Below are 19385 nucleotides of genomic sequence, written 5' to 3' on the forward strand. Positions count from 1 at the left end.
ACTGGCGCCCGGGATCCTGCACCGCTCCTCCATCTTCGTGGAGTATCCGCCCCAGACCCGGATCGAGGGCGAGATCCAGCAACTGCCCGAAGACCACCCGGTCACCGAACTCTGGCAGGTGATGACCGGCAAGGCGCAAGGGCGGCGCTCGGCCGACCAGATCACGCTGTTCGACAGCGTGGGCTTTGCCATCGAGGACTTCAGCGCCCTGCGCTACGTGCGCGACCGTCTTCCGGGGACGCCGTTCTACCACGACCTCGACCTGCTCGCCGACCCGGACGACCCGCGCGACCTCTTCGGGATGTTGCAACGCTCGGCGCACTAGCAGCGCAGGGCTTTCCAGTCCTCCAGCGCCGCGTTGCCTTCCGGCTCCAGCGCGGCGAGCGCCAACGTGGCATCGCGCCCGGCGCTCGCCGTTCCGGGTGTCGTCGCGCGCAACGCCCCGAGCCCGGCGATCGCCTCGGCCACCTGCGGCGCGCGGGAAACCGTCGCCGCGATCTCGCGCTGGAAGCTCTGCGCCTTCAGCTGGTGACGCGCCCCGAAGTAGAAGGACACTACCACCCCCAGCAGCCACCACAGCGGCTCGGGGACAAGCGCCAACCCCTGCATCCGCGCGGCGAACCACAGCGGATCGACCATCGCCGCAACGAACAGCGCGAGCGTGCCAAGCGCCAGCGCAGGCCGGGGAAGCCGGTTGACCGCATCCATGATCCGGTCGAACAGCCCGACCCGCGGCGCGGCGAACTCGGCGGCGAACTGGGTCATCGCGCCCAGCCTCAGGTCGGCAGCGCGCACGGCGCCCGCCTCGGCATTCTCGCGAAAGACCTCGGCCGTCTCGGCAAGGATGTTCCGGCGGCCCCCAAAGACCAGATCCAGCAGGTTCCCCATCAGGCCCATCGCGCTGTCCTTTCCCGAAACTCCGCGTCGCTCAGGTGATAGCGCGGCGACAGAAAGGCCTCCGCCCGGATGATCCACCCGCCCTTGCCCCCCGACCGGCTGCGCGCGTACTTGCGGCTGGCCGGGCGCGCATCGGCAAGGCGGAAGTAATAATTGCGCCGCGCCACGCCATAGGCATCGGCAAGCGCCAGCGGATCGGGGTCGGCCGCATTGCGCGCGGCAGCGGCGCTCTGTGGCCCGATCACCCCATCCACCGTCACCCGGAACCCCATCTCGCCCAGCAGGCGCTGCATGATCCGCACGGCATTGGCCCCGGCGTTCACGTACATGTCGAAGAGGCTCGGCTGCAGCGCCGCGGGTAACTCCGCGATGCGCGGGCGCTCGTAGTAGTCACGGATGAAGATGCCCACCGCCTGATCGCGGCGCAGCACGCGGACGTCGGCGGAGTCGACCACCCCATCACCGGTCAGGTCCAGCCCGAGGCGGCGCAGGGTGTGAATGGTAACACCGTGGTTGGTGGCGCCCCCGGGATCGTCCGGGTCGTTCACATAGCCGCCCTCGCGGGCGACGATCTCTTCGGCAATCTCTCTGACAGAGGGCATGGGCGGCCTCCAGGCTCGGGATGCCTGAATACCCCCGGTCCGGTTAACCGCGCGCAACCGGTGCGCGCGCCGCTCAGCTGCCTTTGCCCTTGGGGTCCTTGTAGACGCCCTGTTCCTTCAGCGCGTCGGCGACTTCCTTGGGCATGTAGGTCTCGTCGTGCTTGGCAAGGATCTCGGTCGCCTCGAAAACCCCGTTCACGTAGCGCCCGGTCCCGATCATGCCCTGGTTCTCGTCGAAGAGGTCCGGCAGAACCCCGTCAAAGACCACCGGCACCGAGGCGCCGCCGTCGGTGACGGAAAAGCGGATCTGCTGCCCCTGACCGCGCTGCAGGCTGCCCTCCTCGACCAGTCCGCCAAGGCGGAAGACCTCGGTGGGCGACGGCGGTTCCGCCATCACCTGGCTTGGCGCGCGAAAGTAATTGATGCCGCCCCGCATGGCATACCCGATGAGAGCGGTGCTGATCACCAGCGCCACCGCCGCGAGGGCGATGACCTGGATACGCCGCTGTTTCTTCAGGTTCCGCATGGGTGCCTCGGGCGATGAGCCTCAGGGAAAGAGCGGCGCCATCATCAGGCCCGCCGTTTCATCCTCACCTAACATCAGGTTGGCGTTTTGCAATGCCTGCCCGCTGCTACCTTTTGTCAGGTTATCGAGGGTGCAGATCACGATCGCACGCCCCTCGATCCGGTCGCCGGTCACCCCGATATGCACAAAGTTCGACCCGCGCACATCATGGCTGCTCGGGGCGGTGCCAAAGGGCAGCACCTCGACAAAGGGCTCGTCGGCATAGGCCTTGGACAGCGCCTCGTAGATCGCCTGTGCCTCGCCCTTGACGTATACGGTGGCAAGGATACCCCGGTTGGCGGGCATCAGGTGCGGCGTGAACTGCACCTTGACCGGCTTGCCCGCCAGCAGCGAGAACTCCTGGTCGAACTCGCCCAGGTGCCGGTGCGTGCCACCAATGGAATAGGCGTTGTAGCCCTCCGACAGCTCGGCGTGCAGCAGGTTTTCCTTGAGCGAGCGACCGGCGCCCGAAACGGCGCATTTCATGTCGAGGATGATGTCCTCGAGGTCGATCACCCCGGCAGTGATCAGCGGCCGCAGGGCAAACTGCCCCGTCGCCGCGTTACAACCGGTGCCGGCCACCAGCCGCGCGCCCTTGATCTCGTCCCGGTAGAACTCGGTCAGGCCGTAAACAGCCTCGTCCTGCTGCTCCAGCGCGGCGTGGTCGTTGCCGTACCACTTCTTGTAGGCCGCCGGATCGCGCAGCCGGAAGTCGGCCGACAGGTCGACGATCTTCAGCGTCTTCGGCAGCGCGCGGATGACCTCCTGGCTGGTCTTGTGCGGCAGTGCGCAAAAGCACAGATCGACGCCGGAAAAATCGATGTCCTCGATCTTGCACAGCGTGGGCAGGTCCATGTGGCGCAGGTGCGGGAACACTTCGGCCATGCTCATGCCGGCCTTGCGCTCGCCCGAGAGGGCCACGATGTCCATGTTCGGGTGGCCCGCGATCAGCCGGACCAGTTCGGCGCCGGTGTAACCGGAGGCGCCAAGAATTGCGATCTTGTGGGTCATGGTAAGACCTCTGCAGTAAGAATGGGATCAGGATAGACCGGCCCGTGGGCCGGGGAAAGGCGCGCTTACGCCGCGGCGAACTGGAGTCGTCGTCGGAGGAACTGGGTCGCGCGATCGGTCACCTTGGCCGGGTTGCCTGTCGTCAGGTAGCCCGCGGTCCCCTGCCCGTACATGTCGGGATGGCGCTTGAGGTAGTCGGCAAGGCTCTCGGCCACGAGGTTGGCCTGGCTGTAGACCTTCACATGCTCGCCGAGCGCGGCCTGAAAGACCTCCTGCAGCAGCGGGTAGTGGGTACAGCCGAGGATCGCGGCCTCGGGGTTCGGCATCTTGCGCTTCAGCGCGTCGACGTGGCTGCGCACCAGCGCCTCGGCCAGGATCATGTCGCCATCCTCGATGGCGTCGACCACGCCGCCACAGGCCTGCGCCTCGACGTCCACTCCGATGGCGCGGAACGCCAGTTCGCGCTGAAAGGCCCGGCTGGCGACGGTCGCGGGCGTCGCGAACAGCGCCACATGCTTGACCTCGACCTCGCGCGGGGGCGAGTTGTCGCCCCACTGCCGTTCGGTCAGGGCCTCGATCAGCGGAACGAAGACACCCAGCACGCGCTTGCCCTTGGGCAGACCGCCCTCCTGCATCCGCCGCAGCGCCGCCGCCGAAGCGGTATTGCACGCGAGGATCACAAGGTCACAGCCCGCATCCCACAGCTTTTCGACCGAGGCCACGGTCAGCTGGTAGATGTCATCGGCATTGCGCACCCCATAGGGCGCGTGCGCGCTGTCCGCGAAATACACGAACTCGAGATCGGGCAGACGCTTCTGCACCGCATCGAGGACGGTCAGACCGCCCAGTCCGGAATCGAAAATGCCAATGGCCATGTGTTACGCGCGGGCTTTGTACTTTTCTTCGAACTCAAAGCCGATCTCGTCGGATCTGAGCGGTGTCGGAGACAGCTCATACGTCGCTTTGCGCAGGAAATCCATCATCGCTTTGGTATCTTTTGCGAGAGGGTCCAGTTTGTCACGCCCGATGGGTGCGCCGATCACCACGTCGACGGGCGTATCGACGCGCTTGCGGAATTCCTTCAGCAAAAGCCCCATGCGCAGCGTCACGTGCAGATGGCTCGCGATCTGGAACAGGCGCGAGGTATGGCCGTCGAAAAACACCGGTACCACGGTGGCGTTCGACTTGGCGATCATCCGCGCAGTAAATCCCCTCCAGCCCGGGTCCATCGGTTTCGAGAAAATCTTGGCCCCGGTCGACACCGTACCGCCCGGAAAGATGCCGATGGCGCCACCCTGCCCCAGATAATCCAGCGCGTCCTTGCGGGTCTGGATGTTCTGCGAGACCGATTCCCGTGTCTCGTCAAAGGAGATCGGCAGGATCACGCGGTTCAGGTCCTCGGCCTTGCGAAACACCTGATGCGCAAGGATCCGGAAATCGCCCCGCACGTGCTGCAGGATATGCCCCATCATCAGCCCGTCGAGGATGCCGTAAGGGTGGTTGGCGATCAGCACCAGCGGCCCTTCGCGCGGGATGTTCTCCAGCGATCCGCCCGTCACGTTCAACGTCAGGCCGTAGCGCTCGACCATGACCGACCAGAAGTCCCGGCCATTGGCGATCTCGGTCTCGTAGCCGTCGGCCCGCTTGATCAGGCGAATCCGTCCCGTCGTATTCTCCATGAGCCGGATCATGGCGCGACCGCTCTTGGTCTCGGCGGAGTGGGAATAGCTGATATCGCGGGCGATATGCCGACGTGAGGGCATTTGCAGGGTGCTCCGAAGGACTGCCCCTATATGGGGCAGCCCGAAGATTCTGCATAGAGATGGTGACAGTTTGGTGAAGGTTTTATTCCGCCGCCTTCGCCATCCCCGCGCCGCCCTGCCGGATCGCCGCCAGCAGCTCCTCGCGCCGCTTGGCCGCCTTGGCCTCGTTGGCCTGCTTGACCGGCCCGAACCCCCGGATCTCCAACGGCAGCGCCGCCAGCGCGACAACCGCGTCGCGGGTCTCGGGCTTAAGCGCGGGCAGAACCTGCTTCATGTCCGCCTCGTACTGCCGGATCAGCGCGCGCTCCATCTTGCGCTCGCCGCTGTAGCCGAAGGGATCAAACGGCGTCCCGCGCAGGAAGCTGAAATGCGACAGCAACTTGAGCGGCCCCAGCATCCACGCGCCAAAGGTGCGCTTCTTGGGCCGGCCGGTGGAATCCGTCCCGCCCAGCACCGGCGGCGCCAAGTGGAACGTCATCTTGAAATCGCCGTCGAACTCGGCCCGGGCCTTGGCCTCGGTGTCGCGCAGCAGACGAGCGACCTCGTATTCGTCCTTGTAGGTCAAGAGTTTGTGATAGCCCTTGGCCACCGCTTCCCGAACCTTGGGGTCCGCGACCTCGGACACCAGCTTGCTGTAACGCTTGGCGAGCCGTTTGCCCTGGTAGGCGGTCAGGTGATCCACCCGGAAGGCGATCTTTTCATCCAGCGAACGCGGCTTCTCCACCACGTTCGGCGTGATGTGCCGCGCGGCCTCTTCCGGGAACAGCGTCGCCCAGCGTCCGATCTCGAAGGCACGCAGGTTGCGTTCCACCGCAGCGCCGTTCAGCTCGATGGCCTGAACCATCGCCTCGTGGGTGATCGGCAGCAGGCCCTGCTGCCACGCGGCACCAAAGATCATCATGTTCGAGAAGATCGAGTCGCCCAGCGTCACCCGCGCCAGTTCGGAGGCATCGAACAGCGTCAGCCGCTCCTTGATCCGTGCCTGCAGCGCCAGCGAGAGCCGGTCGGAGGGCAGAGCGAACTCGGTGTTCCGGGTGAAGTCGCCGGTGATGATCTCGTGGCTGTTCACCACCGCCCCGGTCTGGCCGGTCTTGGTCAGGCCAAGCGTCTTGGCCCCGGCGCTGACCACGAGGTCACCGCCGATCAGCGCATGCGCCTCGCCGGTAGCCACGCGGATGGCGCTGATGTCCTCGGGCTTCTCGGCCAGGCGGACGTGGATATGCACCGCGCCGCCCTTCTGGGCGAGGCCCGCCATCTCCATCATGCCCGCACCCTTGCCGTCGATCTGCGCCGCCTGCGCCAGCACCGCGCCAATGGTCACGACACCGGTCCCGCCGACACCGGTGATCACCACGTTATGGGTCCCGTCGATGCGCGGCAGCAGCGGCTGCGGCAGGTCGGGCAGCGTCAGTTCAAGGGTCGCTTCCTTCTTCACCTTGGCGCCTTCCAGCGTCACGAAGGACGGGCAGAAACCCTTGAGGCAGGAGAAATCCTTGTTGCACGAGGACTGATCGATGGCGCGCTTGCGCCCCAGCTCGGTTTCCTTGGGCACGATCGAGACGCAGTTCGACTGCACCCCGCAGTCGCCGCAGCCTTCGCAGACGTCCGAGTTGATGAACACCCGCTTGTCGGGATCCGGGAACTGCCCCCGCTTGCGCCGACGGCGCTTCTCGGCGGCGCAGGTCTGGATGTAGATGATCGCGGAAACCCCCGGAATTTCACGGAATTTCCGCTGAACCGCATCCAGCTCAGCGCGTTCGTGCCACTCCAGGTCCTTCGGGAAGGGATCGCGCTCAGGCTCTTCCTTCTCGTCATAAACAATCGCAACACGTTTGACGCCCATCGCTTTGATTTCTCTCGCGATTCTCGGCGCGTCCAGATCACCCTCGTTGTGCTGCCCGCCGGTCATGGCAACCGCGTCATTGTAGAGGATCTTGTAGGTGATGTTCGTCCCCGCCGCGAGCGCGGCACGGATCGCCTGCACCCCGGAGTGGTTGTAGGTGCCGTCGCCCAAGTTCTGGAAGATATGGCCGGTCTTCGAGAACGGCGCCTCGCCGATCCAGTTGGCCCCTTCGCCGCCCATATGGGTAAAGCCCAGCGTATCGCGGTCCATCCACTGCGCCATGTAGTGACAGCCGATCCCCGCGTAGGCACGGCTCCCCTCCGGCACCTTGGTCGAGGTGTTGTGCGGGCAGCCAGAACAGAAGTACGGCAGGCGCGCGGCAATATCCTCGGCGTTGTCGTTCCGGCGCGCATCCGACAGCGCTTCCATCCCGGCCCGGATACCGTCCGTATCGCGCCCCTCCTCGATCAGGATGCCGCCCAGCTTCTCGGCGATCATGATCGGGTCCAGCGCACCGCGCGTCGGGAACAGCTCGTCGCGGTGCATCCCGCCCGCACCGCCCTTGTACCAACCATAGACACGGCGGCCCTGGCGGTCGTCAAAGATCGCTTCCTTGATCTGGATCTCGATCAGCTTGCGCTTTTCCTCAACCACCACGATCAGGTCCAGCCCCTCGGCCCAGTCATGGAACGAGGTCATGTCCAGCGGGAAGGTCTGGCCGATCTTGTAGGTCGTGATCCCCAGCCGCTCGGCCTCGGCCTCGTCGATGTTCAGCAGCGACATCGCGTGCATCAGGTCCAGCCAGTTCTTGCCGGCGGCGACGAAGCCGATCTTGGCCCCCTGCTTGCCCCACATGCGCCGGTCGATCCGGTTGGCCCGGCTGAATGCCTCGGCGGCAAAGCGCTTGTAGTCGATCACCCGCGCCTCCTGCAGGTGCGGCGTGTCGACCAACCGGATGTTCAGCCCGCCCTCGGGCATGGCGAAATCAGGGGTGACAAGCTGCATCCGCTGCGGATCGCCATCGACGACCGAGGTCGCCTCGACCGTGTCCTTCATGGTCTTGAGCCCGACCCAGAGCCCGCAGAACCGCGACAGTGCGAACCCGTAAATGCCGTAGTCGAGGATCTCCTGCACGCCCGCCGGAGAGACGATGGGCATATAGGCATCCATCAGCGCCCATTCGGACTGGTGCAGAACGGTCGAGGATTCACCGGTATGGTCGTCCCCCATCGCCATCAGCACGCCACCAAGCGCGCTGGTCCCCGCCATGTTGGCATGGCGCACCACGTCGCCGGAGCGGTCCACGCCCGGACCCTTGCCGTACCAGAGCCCGAAAACCCCGTCGAACTTGCCCTCTCCGCGCAGTTCCGCCTGCTGGGCACCCCAGATCGCGGTCGCCGCGAGGTCTTCGTTCAGACCGAACTGGAAGGTGATGTCGTTCTGCGCAAGCGGCTTGGCCGCCCGCGTCATCTGCATGTCCACCGCCCCGAGCGGCGACCCGCGATACCCGGTCACCAGCCCGGCGGTGTTGAACCCGGCGGCACGATCCCGCTCCTTCTGCATCAACATCAGTCGGACCAGCGCCTGCGTGCCGTTCAGCAGCACGGGGGACTTGGTCAGGTCGAAACGGTCATTCAGCGAGATCTTCTGTGTGCTCATGGGGCGCCTCCCAACGCGGATCAAGTGCACATGTATCAGGCAACAATAGGTCATACATTTTGACCTGTATAGTGAGATTCTGCCCTTTCACTTGCATAACAAGATCACGTGCATCTTCTGCTCACCTTACGTATATAGGCCAGAAACCGAAGCAGAACACTCCTCCAAGCAGGATTGGGTAGAATAACGATGGATTGGGACAAGCTCAGAATTTTTCATGCGGTGGCCGATGCCGGCAGCCTTACCCACGCCGGGGACAGGCTGAACCTGTCGCAATCCGCCGTCAGCCGACAGATTCGGGCGCTTGAGGAATCCCTCAACACCACCCTCTTCCACCGCCATGCGCGCGGGCTGATCCTGACCGAACAGGGCGAGCTTCTGTTCGACGCGACACGCTCAATGTCCAAGCGGCTCGACGCCGCCGCCGCCCGCATCCGCGACAGCGAGGACGAGGCCTTTGGCGAGTTGAAGGTGACCACCACCTTCGGCTTCGGCACCCTCTGGCTGGTGCCGCGCCTGACCAAGCTCTACGAGCGCTACCCGGGCCTCAAGATCGACCTGATGCTCGAAGAACGCGTGCTCGACCTGCCCATGCGCGAGGCCGACGTCGCCATCCGCATGAAAGAGCCGAGCCAGGCCGACCTGATCCGCAAGCGCCTGATGAGCGTCCGGATGCAGCTTTACGCATCGCGCCCCTACGTCGATCAGCACGGCATGCCGGAGTCGGTCGAGGACATGTCCGCGCATCGCCTGATCTGCCAGCACCACAACTCCGCACAGGTCGCTGCGGGCGCCCAGCTGGTCCAGCACCTGCTGGCCTACAACCCGGGCTCCCTGCTGACCGTGAACAACTACTTCGGCGTCCTTCAGGGCGTGCTGAACAACCTCGGGATCGGTGTCCTGCCGGACTACCTGACCGAGGATTTCCCCGACCTCGTGCGCATCCTGCCAAGCATAGAGTCGGCGGATGTGCCTGTTTTCCTTGCCTACCCCGAAGAACTGCGCCAGTCGCAGCGGATCTCGGTGTTCCGCGATTTCGTGCAGGAAGAGATTATTGCACATCGCAAGCAGTTGAAGCGCATGGGGAAAATATAGGCATGCAAGCTGCGCATAGCAGCAATACTGCAACCGCGGCATTTTGCGGCTTGATCAGACAAACTGTGATGCCTAAATGCACACATGAAAGCGGCGGCGCCTAGTTGCGCGGCACTTTCATACCTCCCTGTTGGACTTCGGCCGAGCTTAGTGCTCGGCCTTTTTTTTGGCGAAACGGCAATTGCGGTCCGTTTCCGTTCCTCAGGTCGAGATAACCTCGACATCCCAGGTCGAGACCAGAGCGGCACTCAACCGACCGGTGGCATAGGCGCCGGTATCAATCCCGATCCGGCCATCGCGATGCGCAATCCGCTCGACCACCGTGTGCCCGTGGATCACCCACAACCCGTCCTGCCGCGCGGTCCGCGAGAACTCCGGATGCCCCCACAACAGGCTCCGCCGGCTCTGATCCGAAAGCCGCACCGCCGGGTCCGCCCCCGCGTGGACCACGGCAATGTTTCCGCTGCGCCAGAACAGCGGTAACCGCCGCAGCCAGGCTTCCAGATCCTCTCCCATCGCCAGCCGCAGCGCATTTCGATGCGCCCGCCAAGCCTCCTCCGGCGCCGTCTCCGCGATCGGGCCCAGCCCGAAACTCGCCAACGTCTGCAAACCGCCGTAGCGCAGCCACCGGGGCCCCGCCCGTTCGGGCCGGTCGAGGAAGTCGATCAGCATGTCCTCGTGATTGCCAAGAAGACAGGTCACCCCGGCCTCATGCGTCAGCCGGTGCAGCCGCCGCAGCACCGCCGCACTCTCATCCCCCCGGTCGATATAATCTCCGACACAGACCACATGCTGTGGCGGCAATTCGAGCCGTTCCAGCCGCGAGATCAATTCGGAAAGCAGCCGGTCACAGCCATGAATATCACCGATCACGGCAAAGGGTATTTCCGGGGCAAGAGGCGCCCGAAAAGCAGGCCGACCAAATACAGGGAGATGCCTAAATAATCTCATTTTGCACAAATATTCGCTACTTGTCGGATGGGAATACGAAGAATTTGGCGTTTCTGTCGCAACAAAGCCGCACCTCACCGGGAGTCGTTGCTTTTGGTATTATGAAGTCGTGCAATTGAAACAATTGTCTGGGACCAAATACACAAAGAAAGTTCGAAAAACGACGAAATAATGAGCAGATTTTCGGGGGCAGTGATTACGGAATGCATGTCATCCCGGCCGGTTCGGCTGGTGTGCTGCATCGCGATCACCGGATTGATTGGCAGCGGGGGCGCAGCCCAGGATCAGCAGCAGGCGCGGTTCACCATTCTGGATCGCCCGACGCTGACGTTCATGGGCGATGTCGGCCTCATCGACATGCCAAGCGCGGATTCGATGGCCGATGCGGATGTCACCGCAACCGCCATGTACGCAAACAATATCCTGCGCACCGTGATCCAGTTTCAGGTGACCCCGCGCATCTCGGGGATCTTTCGCTATGCGGTGCTGAACGATTTCCTGCCTGGCAGCGGAACTCTTTACGACCGCAGTTTCGACATTCGCTATCGCTTTCTGGACGAGACACGCCATCGCCCGGCCTTTGCCATCGGCCTGCGCGACTTCGGCGGCACCGGCGTCTACGGCAGCGAATACATCGTTGCGACCAAGGGCGTCGGCGACCGCCTGCGCGTATCCGCCGGTATCGGCTGGGGCCGCCTTGGCAGCTATGGCGGCTTCAGCAACCCGCTCGGAATACTGGCCGACGGGTTCAAGACCCGTGCCACCAGCGGCAACAATGCGGGCGAGCTCGATTTCGGGGAATGGTTCCGGGGCGACGCGGCCTTCTTCGGGGGCGTCGAATGGCGCGCGACCGACCGCTTCACGTTCAAGTTCGAATACTCGTCGGATGCCTACGATCGCGAAGCCGACCCGATGGGCTTCACCCACAAGTCCCCATTCAACGCCGCCGTCAGCTATCGCTTCGACAACGGCATCGACCTCAGCGCGGCCTATCTCTACGGGTCCGAGATCGGGGTGATGCTGAACTACACGTTCAACCCCAAGACCCCGAGAATTCCCGACGGCATCGACGACGGCGGGCCGAGCGTGGTGCCGCGCGACGTGGCCGCCGCCCGCTCCTGGGGGCTCGATCTCTCGGACGACGGCGCCAGCCCGGCATCGCGCGCCTCGATGCAGGCGCGGCTGGCCCAGCAGCTGGAAGCGGAGGGCGTCATCCTCAAGTCCTTCCGCATCGAGGGCAGCCGGGTGATCGTGCATATTCGGAACGACCGCTACGACGCCCCAACACAGGCCATCGGGCGCACCGCGCGGGCCCTGACCTCGGTCCTGCCGCCACAGGTCGAGACTTTCGTGATCGTTCCGATCGTCGCCAGCATGCCCGTCTCGGCCATCACCATCCAGCGCAGCGACCTCGAGGAACTGGCGTTGGACCTCGACGGCTCGTGGAAATCCTACGCCCGCGCCGACATCGCCGAGGGCAGCCCCTACCGCCTGCGCCGCGAAGACTACGTGCCGGGTGCCTACCCCGATATGCGCGCAAGGTTCGGCGGTTACCTCGTGCCCTCGTTCTTCGACCCCGACAGCCCGATCCGGATCGAGGTGGGCGCCGAACTGGCCGCCGCCTATACCCCGCGCCCCGGCATCGTCTTCTCCGGCGCCATGCGCCAGCCCATCGCCGGCAACCTCGACGATGCAACACGCACGTCGAACTCGGTGCTGCCGCACGTGCGCACCGATATCGTCGAGTACGAGAAGGAATCCGAACTCGAGGTCAGCTACCTGACAGGCGAGTACTTCTTCCGCCCGGGCGACAATCTATATGGCCGCGTCTCTGTCGGGATGCTCGAGCGCATGTACGGCGGCATTTCGGCCGAGGTGCTGTGGAAGCCCGTCGAGGGGCCATTGGCGCTGGGGGGCGAGTTCAACTACGTCCGCCAGCGGGACTACGACGTGTTGTTCGACTTCCGGGACTATGAGGTCGCCACCGGGCACCTCTCGGCCTACTACGATTTCAGCAATGGCTTCCTCGGCCAGGTCGACGCCGGGCGTTACCTCGCAGGCGACTGGGGCGCGACCTTCTCGCTCGACCGGGAGTTCGCCAACGGCGTCAAGATCGGCGGCTTCTTCACCCTGACCGATGTTTCCTTCGACGATTTCGGCGAAGGCTCCTTCGACAAGGGCTTCCGCTTCATCGTCCCGCTCTCCTGGCTCACCGGCGAGCCGTCGCAGCGCGGTTTCGGCCAGACCATCCGGCCCGTCCTGCGGGACGGCGGCGCGCGGCTGAGCGTGCGCAACCGCCTCTACGAGATCACCCGCCGGCTCCACGACCCCGAGCTCAAGGAACGCTGGGGGAGGTTCTGGCGATGAGCCGCCGTCGCATCTCTCCGGGGCTCGCCGTCCTCGCGACGCTCGCCCTCGCGGGCTGTGCCCCGGCCCCCGGCAAGGGGCTGTTCAAACGCCAGCCCGACCCCACCGCCGGTATCCCCGAGCCGACCTCCGGGCGCTACCTCGCGCTGCAACAGGTACAGGCGCCCGCGCTGCAGGTGGTGGTCGAGGACCGCAGTCAACGGGACCTCATGCTGTTCAGCCACCGGCTGGACGGCGTCGAACTCTGGTACGGGCGCGACGGCGTGCAGGTCGGCCTGCGCGACGGCATGCTGGCCTACACACGGGGCATCGGGGGCGACCTGATGGCCGCCGACACACGACAGAGCCACGCCCTTCTGGCCTCAGGCCAGAGCGGCACGGCCAAGCGCTTTCATTCCTACCTGAACGGAAACGACCAGATCGAGACCGACAGCTACATCTGCGATATCCGCCGCGTTCAGGACTTCACCCTTGCCATCGGCGAGGCCCGCGTCCCGACCTGGTACATGGTCGAGACCTGCCACGGGCCAGACCTGATCTTCGAAAACTACTACTGGGTCGACCGCCGTTCCGGTGTGATCCAGCAATCGCGACAGCTTGCCAACCCGTTCAGCGGACGGGTGGCGTTCCAGCGGGTGCTCTCATGAGCGGGGCCGCGCGGAACGCCGGAGCGGCAGGCTATTCCATCAGAGGTAACGGGGGTTTCCCATGCGTTTCATGACCGTATTGTTGATGTCCACGGCACTCTCCGCCGGGTTGCCCGGGTGTGGCGCCATCTATCACAGTCCGAGCGTGGAAACCGTCGCCAGTGACGGGTCCAAGGTGCGCATCCTGCCGGTCACCGCCGAGAACGTGATGCTCGCCAACCGTTCGGCATATCACCCCAAAACCCTACCCGCGATCTTCTCGCAGGGCGCCGGTGCGGGCTCTGGCCTGCGCGGCACCGGCCCCACGCCCGACCCAGCGCTGACGGCGCGGGTCCGCCCCTCCGAGCTGGAGGTCCGCATCCCCCCCGCAGCCAACCCCGGGCCCTACCGGATCGGCGTGGGCGACGTGGTGCTGCTGGCGACCCCCCGCGCGGGCTCGACGGTGGAGGAGCTCTCGGGCCTCCTTGCCGCCCAGAACAGCCGCCAGGGCTATACCGTGCAGGACGACGGCAAGATCGCCATCCCCGACGTGGGCCGCGTGCAGATTGCCGGGATGACGCTGGAGGAGGCCGAGGACGAGCTCTTTCAGCAACTCGTCGCGGCCCAGATCGAGCCGACCTTCAGCCTCGAAATCGCCGAGTTCAACTCCCGCCGCGTGTCGGTCGGCGGAGCCGTGGCCTCGCCCACGGTCGAACCCATCACCCTGACGCCGCTCTACCTCGACGAAGCGCTGACCGCCGCTGGCGGCGTCACCGTGGCAGACCAGGATTACACCTCGGTGCGGCTCTACCGCGACGGGACGATCTACCAGATCCCGCTGACCCAGATCTACGCCCGCAACGGTTTGCGCCGGATCCAGCTTGTCGACGGCGACAGCGTCTTTGTCGATACCGAGTACGAGCTGACCCTCGCGCAGGCCTATTTCGCCGAGCAGATCCAGCTTGCCCAGCTCAACCAGTCCGCGCGCTCCGCCGCGCTGAGCGAGCTCAGCACCGAGGTCACGCTGCGCCGTGACGCGCTGGACGAGGCGCGCGACAACTACCTCGCCAAGGTCGACCTCGACGCCGTCGAGCGCGACTACGTCTACCTCGCCGGCGAAGTCGGCAAGCAGAGCCGCTTCACCCTGCCCTATGGCCGGACCGCCACGCTGGCCGATGCGCTCTACAGCAGCGCCAACGGCGTGCCCACCGCAACTGCGGACGTCCGCGAGATCTACGTCCTGCGCGGGTCTTCCGATCCGCGCGAGTTTGCCGCCGTCACGGCCTGGCACCTTGATGCGAGAAATGCCGCCAACCTTATGCTGGCAACCCGCTTCGAACTGCGTCCCGATGATGTGATCTTTATCGCCGAGCAGCCGGTGACCCGCTGGAACCGAGTGATTCAGCAGATCACCCCGTCGCTGATTACTTCGGTAACGGCCGCCGCCTACTGATCCGGTCCCGGGATCGGTCCTGAACCGCTCCCGGGCCAAACCTCAGTTGGTGTAATACTTGCGCCCGTAGGCCGAATAGGCGCCGTACTTGCCGCCGTAACCATAGCGCTTCATCCCCCGCTCGCTGATCTGGTTCAGCACCAGCCCGCCAACGCGCTGGTTGACACTCGCGAAGAGGTGCAGCGCCTCCTCGACCTGCGGCTTCGACGTGCTGTCCCAGCGGACCACGAAGAGCAGCGTATCCGCCTCCTGCGCGATGATGCGGGCATCGGGCACCACCAGCACCGGCGGCGTGTCGATGATGACGATGTCATAGGTCTTCTTGGCTTCGTCCAACAGCCGGTGAAAGCTCTCGGACGAGAAGATGTCGGCAGCGTTCACCGCGCTCTTCTCGCCAATCAGGATATCCGCGCCCACCTGCTCGTCGTGAACCACCAGTTCCTCCAGCGTATGGGTGCCCGAGAGAACCGAGAGCAGACCCTCGGGCCGCTTGCTGTTGAGGTACTGCGAGATCACCCTGCGCCGGATGTCGCCCTCGATCAGCAGCACTTTCTTGCCCATGGTCGCAAAGTTCTGGGTCAGCGCCAGCGACATCACCGTCTTGCCTTCGCCGGGAATGGCCGAGGTCGTGACGATCACGCGCGGGGGGCGGTCGATGTTCGACAGCAGCACCGAGGTTCTGAGGTTCCGGATCGCCTCGGCGGCCGCAGAAGTCGGCTTGCTGACCAGATAGGCAATCGCGTCGCGCCGCTTGCGGGCGGGCAGCATCGGCACCTGTCCCATCACGGTGCACCCGGTCGACTGTTCAAGGTCGCGCGCCGTGCGGAAGGTGTTGTTCCGGGCCTCGCGCAGCAGGACAAGGCCAACCCCGACCATCAGGCCCAGCATTCCGGACATCGCCAGGATCAGGGACTTGCGGGGCTCCGACGGCAGCGACGGTATGACCGCCTGCGACAGCACCCGGCTGTCGGCCTGTTGGATACCCTCCTGCGCCGCCGTTTCCTTGAGCCGCGACAGGAAGTGTTCATAAAGCAACCGGCTCGCTTCGGCCTCGCGGGTGAGCTGCTGAAGCCGGATCAGATCCTGCCCCTGCCGCTCGATCTGGCTGTCGAGTTCGACCTGCGACTTGCTCAGCGCAACGATCTGGCTCCGCGCCCGGCTGGCTTCCATCTCCGCCCGCTCGACGATCTGCTGATAGCGCAGGTCAAACGCCGGCATCCGGACTGGGTTCTCGGTGCCTTCCTGCAGCCGTCGCAGCAACAGCGGATCGTTCCCCGCAGCCGCCAGCTTGTCCTCCGGGCGCTGCGCCGCCTGCAGTGCCGCCAGGCGCTGCTCCGAGGCCGCTGCGGTGAGGGTGATCGACTGAATGCGGTCCCGGATATCCTTGAGCTGCCGCTCCAGCCCGGTCAGGCTCTCGGGGCTCACAAGGTCGGTGTTGGCGGTAAAGTCCTTCACCCGCGCCTCTGCCTCCTCCAGTTCGACCTGCAGCTGTGTCACCCGCTCGGACAGCCAGCCCGTCGCCTGCTCGGTGGCGTCGAACTTCACCTCGATCTGGTTCAGCACGTAGAGTTCGGCGATGGTATCGGCGATCAGAGCCGACTTCTCGGGATGCTGCGTGTTGACGGTGATCTGAAAGACAAGGCTCTGGGGCACGTTCCGCACAGCAACAGTGCCAAGCAGTGAACTGACAACGCTTTCAAGTTCCCGGTCGGCGTTCGGTGTCTCCATCGCCGGGGGCGCCGCGAACATCGGGAAGACCTTCTCGTTCACAAAACTCCGGACACGCGACTTCACGACGGCGGTCCACTCCGGCTCCCTGAGCTTGCCGTTGAACTCCGGATCGCTCTCGAGATCGAGCTTATGCACCACCTTCTTCATCAGGCTGCGGCTGCGCAGAACCTCCGCCTCGGAGTTGATCGTGGAGGAGTCTCCCGAAAGACCGCCGATCACGCTCTCAAGATCCGTCACCCGCTCTTCGCGGGTGTTCAGCATCACAACAGCCGTGGCGCTGTAGTACCGCGTCGCGGCGACATAGGCGTAATAGCCTCCACACAAGACCGCGATTGCCGTCAGCGCGGCAATGAGCCACTTGCCCCTCCAGATGACCGAGAGCAGCGCGCCAAGGTCAATGGTGTCATCCATTTCGGGCGCATGGCCCATCGCGACCTGCTGCTGCGCCGTCAGCTTGGGAAATGATTGTGTCATCCGAGACCTGGCTCCCTGATACGGAAAGGCATGGCGTTGGCTCTGCCTCCGGGTGCTATCGTGAACATTGCAACATGCTCATTCGTCCGGCCGCTCAGCGGCACGAACGATGCGGTAGGCCGTGGAGCGACCGATGCCCAGACGCGTCGCCGCCTGTGTCGGGGAGAGCCCCCCGCGCACCAGTCCAAGCAGCGCCTCGGCGGTTTCGTCCGGGACCGGCGGCCGCCCGGGCCGGGCCGCGCGATCATGTCCCGCCCCGTTGCCATGCGGCGCCCCGGCAAGGCGCTGCGCCTCGAACTCCGATATCCGGGCGAACAGGTCGAAGACCACGTTGCCCCCTTCCACCGAGGTATCGATGCGTTCCTCGAGACAGACCAGGTGCATCCCGCGCCGCTTCAGCTCGGCCACGATGGCCAGCAGGTCGGAGATCGAGCGGGCAAGCCGGTTCAGACGTGTCACGCAAAGCCGGTCGCCGGGACGGGCATAATCGAACAGCGCCGCCAGTCCGGGCCGGTCCCCCCGCCCGCCAGCCGGATCGTCGAATATCCTTCCGGCACCGCCGTCCTTGAGCCTTTCGTATTGCTCCGCCCTGTCGGCCTGTCCCGGAACCAGTTGGGCATAGCCGAGCACCTGCGCGATGCTCTTGTCTATTCCCCTGAATTCCGAATCCTCGCTGACATCGTAGTTCCCCGATATCCCGCCAGACGCGAATTGGCGCCGGTAGTCGGCAAAATCGTTCCCAGGACTATTAGCCGTCGTCCCTTTATTCATGCGAAAATATTGCGACCCGCTTATTGCAGGTTCTGCCCCCTGAAATTGTCCCTATATATGTCCCGCATTAGCCTCCGAGACATTTTCTTGATTTTCCGAATACAGCATGGTCCCGCCGGATCGCCGAGCAAGATCTTTCTCAGACACAATCTCCCGATCAAGAAACGCGAGAAGATGCCGAATAATTGTGCATCGCCTTCCGGAAGTGGCCAGTTTGACACAACAGCGTTATGAATCCGGGAGATTTAACTGGCAATTCCGCACTGCCGCCCTGTCGGCATTAGCCGGGATGTGCTAGGAGAGATGCAGTTAAATGTGTCCTTATACAGGAACCCATCAAATGACATATCGCAGCTTGTTTTCCAGCGCGCTGACGGCCGGATTGATCGGCATTGCCGCTGCAGCCAGTGCGCAGCAGACGATCGTTGACACGAATGCATCGGCAGAGTCCGGCGACAGCCTCTTCGGCGTCACCGCCAGCGGCGATTTCGGCCTGAGCGGCTCCTCGCTGGTCAGCGGCGGATCCGGCGTGATGACGGCCATGTCGAGCGATGCCGCAACCAGCACCACCGGGACCACCGGAACCACGAGCACCACCAACAACTGAAACAGCCTGCCCGCTGCGGGTCAGCAGCGGGCTATGCCCATGTCGATCAGGTCGGCACCGCTCAGCGTCTCGTAGCCCGTCAGCCGATAGCGCGCGGTCGACATGAACCAGTCGCGCAGCGGTTCGGGGTAATACCCCGCCATAAGATGCGACCAGCGCTCGAAATCCCTTGTTTTCAAAGGACGTCCATAAAGCGATGGGCCGTGAAACCCGAACTTGGTCTGCGGGCTGACACAGGCGCCCGGCAGGCCGAGGTAGAGGGTACAGGCTGACAAGCAGAACCGCCCTCTCAGCTCGACGGTCTGTCCCTGGCTGCGCAGGCTGGCGATCTTTGCGACCCGCGCCTGCACCACGCCGCCGGCATCGTCCCGCACGACAAGAGCACGTCCGGACGTGGCGGCGCGCTGCGCGGCCTCCACCGGCGCGCCCAGCCCAAGACCCAGAACCAGCAGGGCAAGACCGATGGCCTGCCGCCCGGCGCGGGATCGCGATAAGGTTCCTGCCATGTGCCCGGTATCCTGCCTGTTGACCGTCCAGCGCGCCACACGGGCGCGTCCGATCAAGGGCTAGGGGCGAAATGCGGCGGGAATGCAGGAGAGACTTGGGCGTTTCTGCGACAATGAATTCAAACAGATTCGCAAACGTCATTAACGGGATTTAAAGCGTTACATAATGGGAATTAGAGATTACCACACCTCAATCAATCGACCACTCCCAATCAATTCCCCGCCCATTTTTTATTCTCATTCCGTCGGAGGCTACATTTTCTAGGCAGATCGCCACGACGCGCCCTCCCCGATCCGCTGCCGCCTCTCCAGACAGGGCGACGATCCTCTAGGCTGGCCCGGTGCGGCTGCTGTGCGCCCGGCCTCTCTCCGGTCAGGCCCGCAGCACCCGGCACACCATTGTTTTGTTAAGGCTTTACGGGGGTTGGGCCATGCGAAACCAGTCTGGCCAGGTCGCCCCACGG

General features: G+C 64.5%; 16 protein-coding genes and 1 pseudogene. 6 read left to right on the plus strand and 11 right to left on the minus strand.

What is annotated here, in order from left to right; genetic code table 11:
- A pseudogene (locus DDT93_RS05240) lies at window positions 1-325 on the plus strand (ornithine cyclodeaminase); the annotation flags it as partial.
- On the opposite strand, the gene DDT93_RS05245 reads toward DDT93_RS05240, so the two are convergent.
- The 7 genes from DDT93_RS05245 to DDT93_RS05275 form a co-directional block, all read right to left on the minus strand.
- Window positions 322-897 carry a holin family protein gene (locus DDT93_RS05245; RefSeq protein ID WP_109464769.1) on the minus strand — a complete coding sequence of 192 codons (576 nt, stop codon included), beginning with the start codon at window positions 895-897 and terminating at the stop codon, window positions 322-324. The pseudogene DDT93_RS05240 and the gene DDT93_RS05245 overlap by 4 nt on opposite strands.
- Window positions 888-1499 (minus strand): holin-associated N-acetylmuramidase, encoded by a 612-nt coding sequence (locus DDT93_RS05250; RefSeq protein ID WP_109464770.1) that lies wholly within the window; start codon window positions 1497-1499, stop codon window positions 888-890. The genes DDT93_RS05245 and DDT93_RS05250 overlap by 10 nt, the downstream gene beginning before the upstream one ends.
- Window positions 1500-1572: 73 nt before the next feature.
- The gene (gene ccmE, locus DDT93_RS05255) at window positions 1573-2025 is read right to left on the minus strand and encodes a cytochrome c maturation protein CcmE (protein ID WP_109464771.1); all 453 of its coding nucleotides are present in this window, start codon (window positions 2023-2025) and stop codon (window positions 1573-1575) included.
- A gap of 21 nt (window positions 2026-2046) precedes the next feature.
- Window positions 2047-3075 carry an N-acetyl-gamma-glutamyl-phosphate reductase gene (gene argC, locus DDT93_RS05260; RefSeq protein WP_109464772.1) on the minus strand — a complete coding sequence of 343 codons (1029 nt, stop codon included), beginning with the start codon at window positions 3073-3075 and terminating at the stop codon, window positions 2047-2049.
- A 65-nt stretch (window positions 3076-3140) separates the two neighbouring features.
- Window positions 3141-3950, minus strand: a complete 810-nt coding sequence (gene murI / locus DDT93_RS05265; RefSeq protein ID WP_109464773.1) for a glutamate racemase — start codon at window positions 3948-3950, stop codon at window positions 3141-3143.
- A 3-nt stretch (window positions 3951-3953) separates the two neighbouring features.
- Window positions 3954-4838, minus strand: coding sequence for a lysophospholipid acyltransferase family protein (locus tag DDT93_RS05270; RefSeq protein ID WP_109464774.1), 885 nt, complete (start codon window positions 4836-4838; stop codon window positions 3954-3956).
- 82 nt (window positions 4839-4920) lie between these two features.
- Window positions 4921-8340: an indolepyruvate ferredoxin oxidoreductase family protein gene (locus DDT93_RS05275; protein WP_109464775.1), complete on the minus strand. Its 3420-nt coding sequence runs from the start codon at window positions 8338-8340 to the stop codon at window positions 4921-4923.
- 189 nt (window positions 8341-8529) lie between these two features.
- On the opposite strand from DDT93_RS05275, the gene DDT93_RS05280 reads away from it, so the two are divergent.
- On the plus strand, window positions 8530-9435 hold the full coding sequence (locus DDT93_RS05280) for a LysR family transcriptional regulator (protein WP_109464776.1): 906 nt from the start codon (window positions 8530-8532) through the stop codon (window positions 9433-9435).
- 201 nt (window positions 9436-9636) lie between these two features.
- Here the strand turns inward: DDT93_RS05280 and DDT93_RS05285 are convergent, their stop codons facing one another.
- Window positions 9637-10308 (minus strand): metallophosphoesterase, encoded by a 672-nt coding sequence (locus DDT93_RS05285; RefSeq protein ID WP_232825379.1) that lies wholly within the window; start codon window positions 10306-10308, stop codon window positions 9637-9639.
- 249 nt (window positions 10309-10557) lie between these two features.
- Here DDT93_RS05285 and DDT93_RS05290 point away from each other — a divergent pair, with 249 nt between their 5' ends.
- The 3 genes from DDT93_RS05290 (at window position 10558) to DDT93_RS05300 (ending at window position 14832) form a co-directional block, all read left to right on the plus strand.
- Window positions 10558-12753 (plus strand): YjbH domain-containing protein, encoded by a 2196-nt coding sequence (locus DDT93_RS05290; RefSeq protein WP_232825380.1) that lies wholly within the window; start codon window positions 10558-10560, stop codon window positions 12751-12753.
- Window positions 12750-13400, plus strand: a complete 651-nt coding sequence (locus tag DDT93_RS05295) for a YjbF family lipoprotein (RefSeq protein ID WP_109464778.1) — start codon at window positions 12750-12752, stop codon at window positions 13398-13400. The genes DDT93_RS05290 and DDT93_RS05295 overlap by 4 nt, the downstream gene beginning before the upstream one ends.
- Before the next feature lie 61 nt (window positions 13401-13461).
- Window positions 13462-14832: a polysaccharide biosynthesis/export family protein gene (locus DDT93_RS05300; RefSeq protein ID WP_198654789.1), complete on the plus strand. Its 1371-nt coding sequence runs from the start codon at window positions 13462-13464 to the stop codon at window positions 14830-14832.
- A gap of 42 nt (window positions 14833-14874) precedes the next feature.
- On the opposite strand, the gene DDT93_RS05305 is transcribed toward DDT93_RS05300, so the two are convergent.
- On the minus strand, window positions 14875-17037 hold the full coding sequence (locus DDT93_RS05305) for a GumC family protein (protein ID WP_109464779.1): 2163 nt from the start codon (window positions 17035-17037) through the stop codon (window positions 14875-14877).
- A 78-nt stretch (window positions 17038-17115) separates the two neighbouring features.
- A complete protein-coding gene (locus DDT93_RS05310; protein ID WP_109464780.1) occupies window positions 17116-17808 on the minus strand; it encodes a recombinase family protein in 693 nt (230 codons plus the stop codon).
- A gap of 340 nt (window positions 17809-18148) precedes the next feature.
- On the opposite strand from DDT93_RS05310, the gene DDT93_RS05315 reads away from it, so the two are divergent.
- Window positions 18149-18415 carry a hypothetical protein gene (locus tag DDT93_RS05315; protein WP_109464781.1) on the plus strand — a complete coding sequence of 89 codons (267 nt, stop codon included), beginning with the start codon at window positions 18149-18151 and terminating at the stop codon, window positions 18413-18415.
- Between the two features lie 20 nt (window positions 18416-18435).
- Here the strand turns inward: DDT93_RS05315 and DDT93_RS05320 are convergent, their stop codons facing one another.
- The gene (locus DDT93_RS05320; protein WP_109464782.1) at window positions 18436-18921 is read right to left on the minus strand and encodes a hypothetical protein; all 486 of its coding nucleotides are present in this window, start codon (window positions 18919-18921) and stop codon (window positions 18436-18438) included.
- Window positions 18922-19385 lie beyond the last annotated feature (464 nt).

The sequence above is a fragment of the Albibacillus kandeliae genome (assembly GCF_003116585.1).
Lineage (GTDB): Bacteria > Pseudomonadota > Alphaproteobacteria > Rhodobacterales > Rhodobacteraceae > Albibacillus > Albibacillus kandeliae.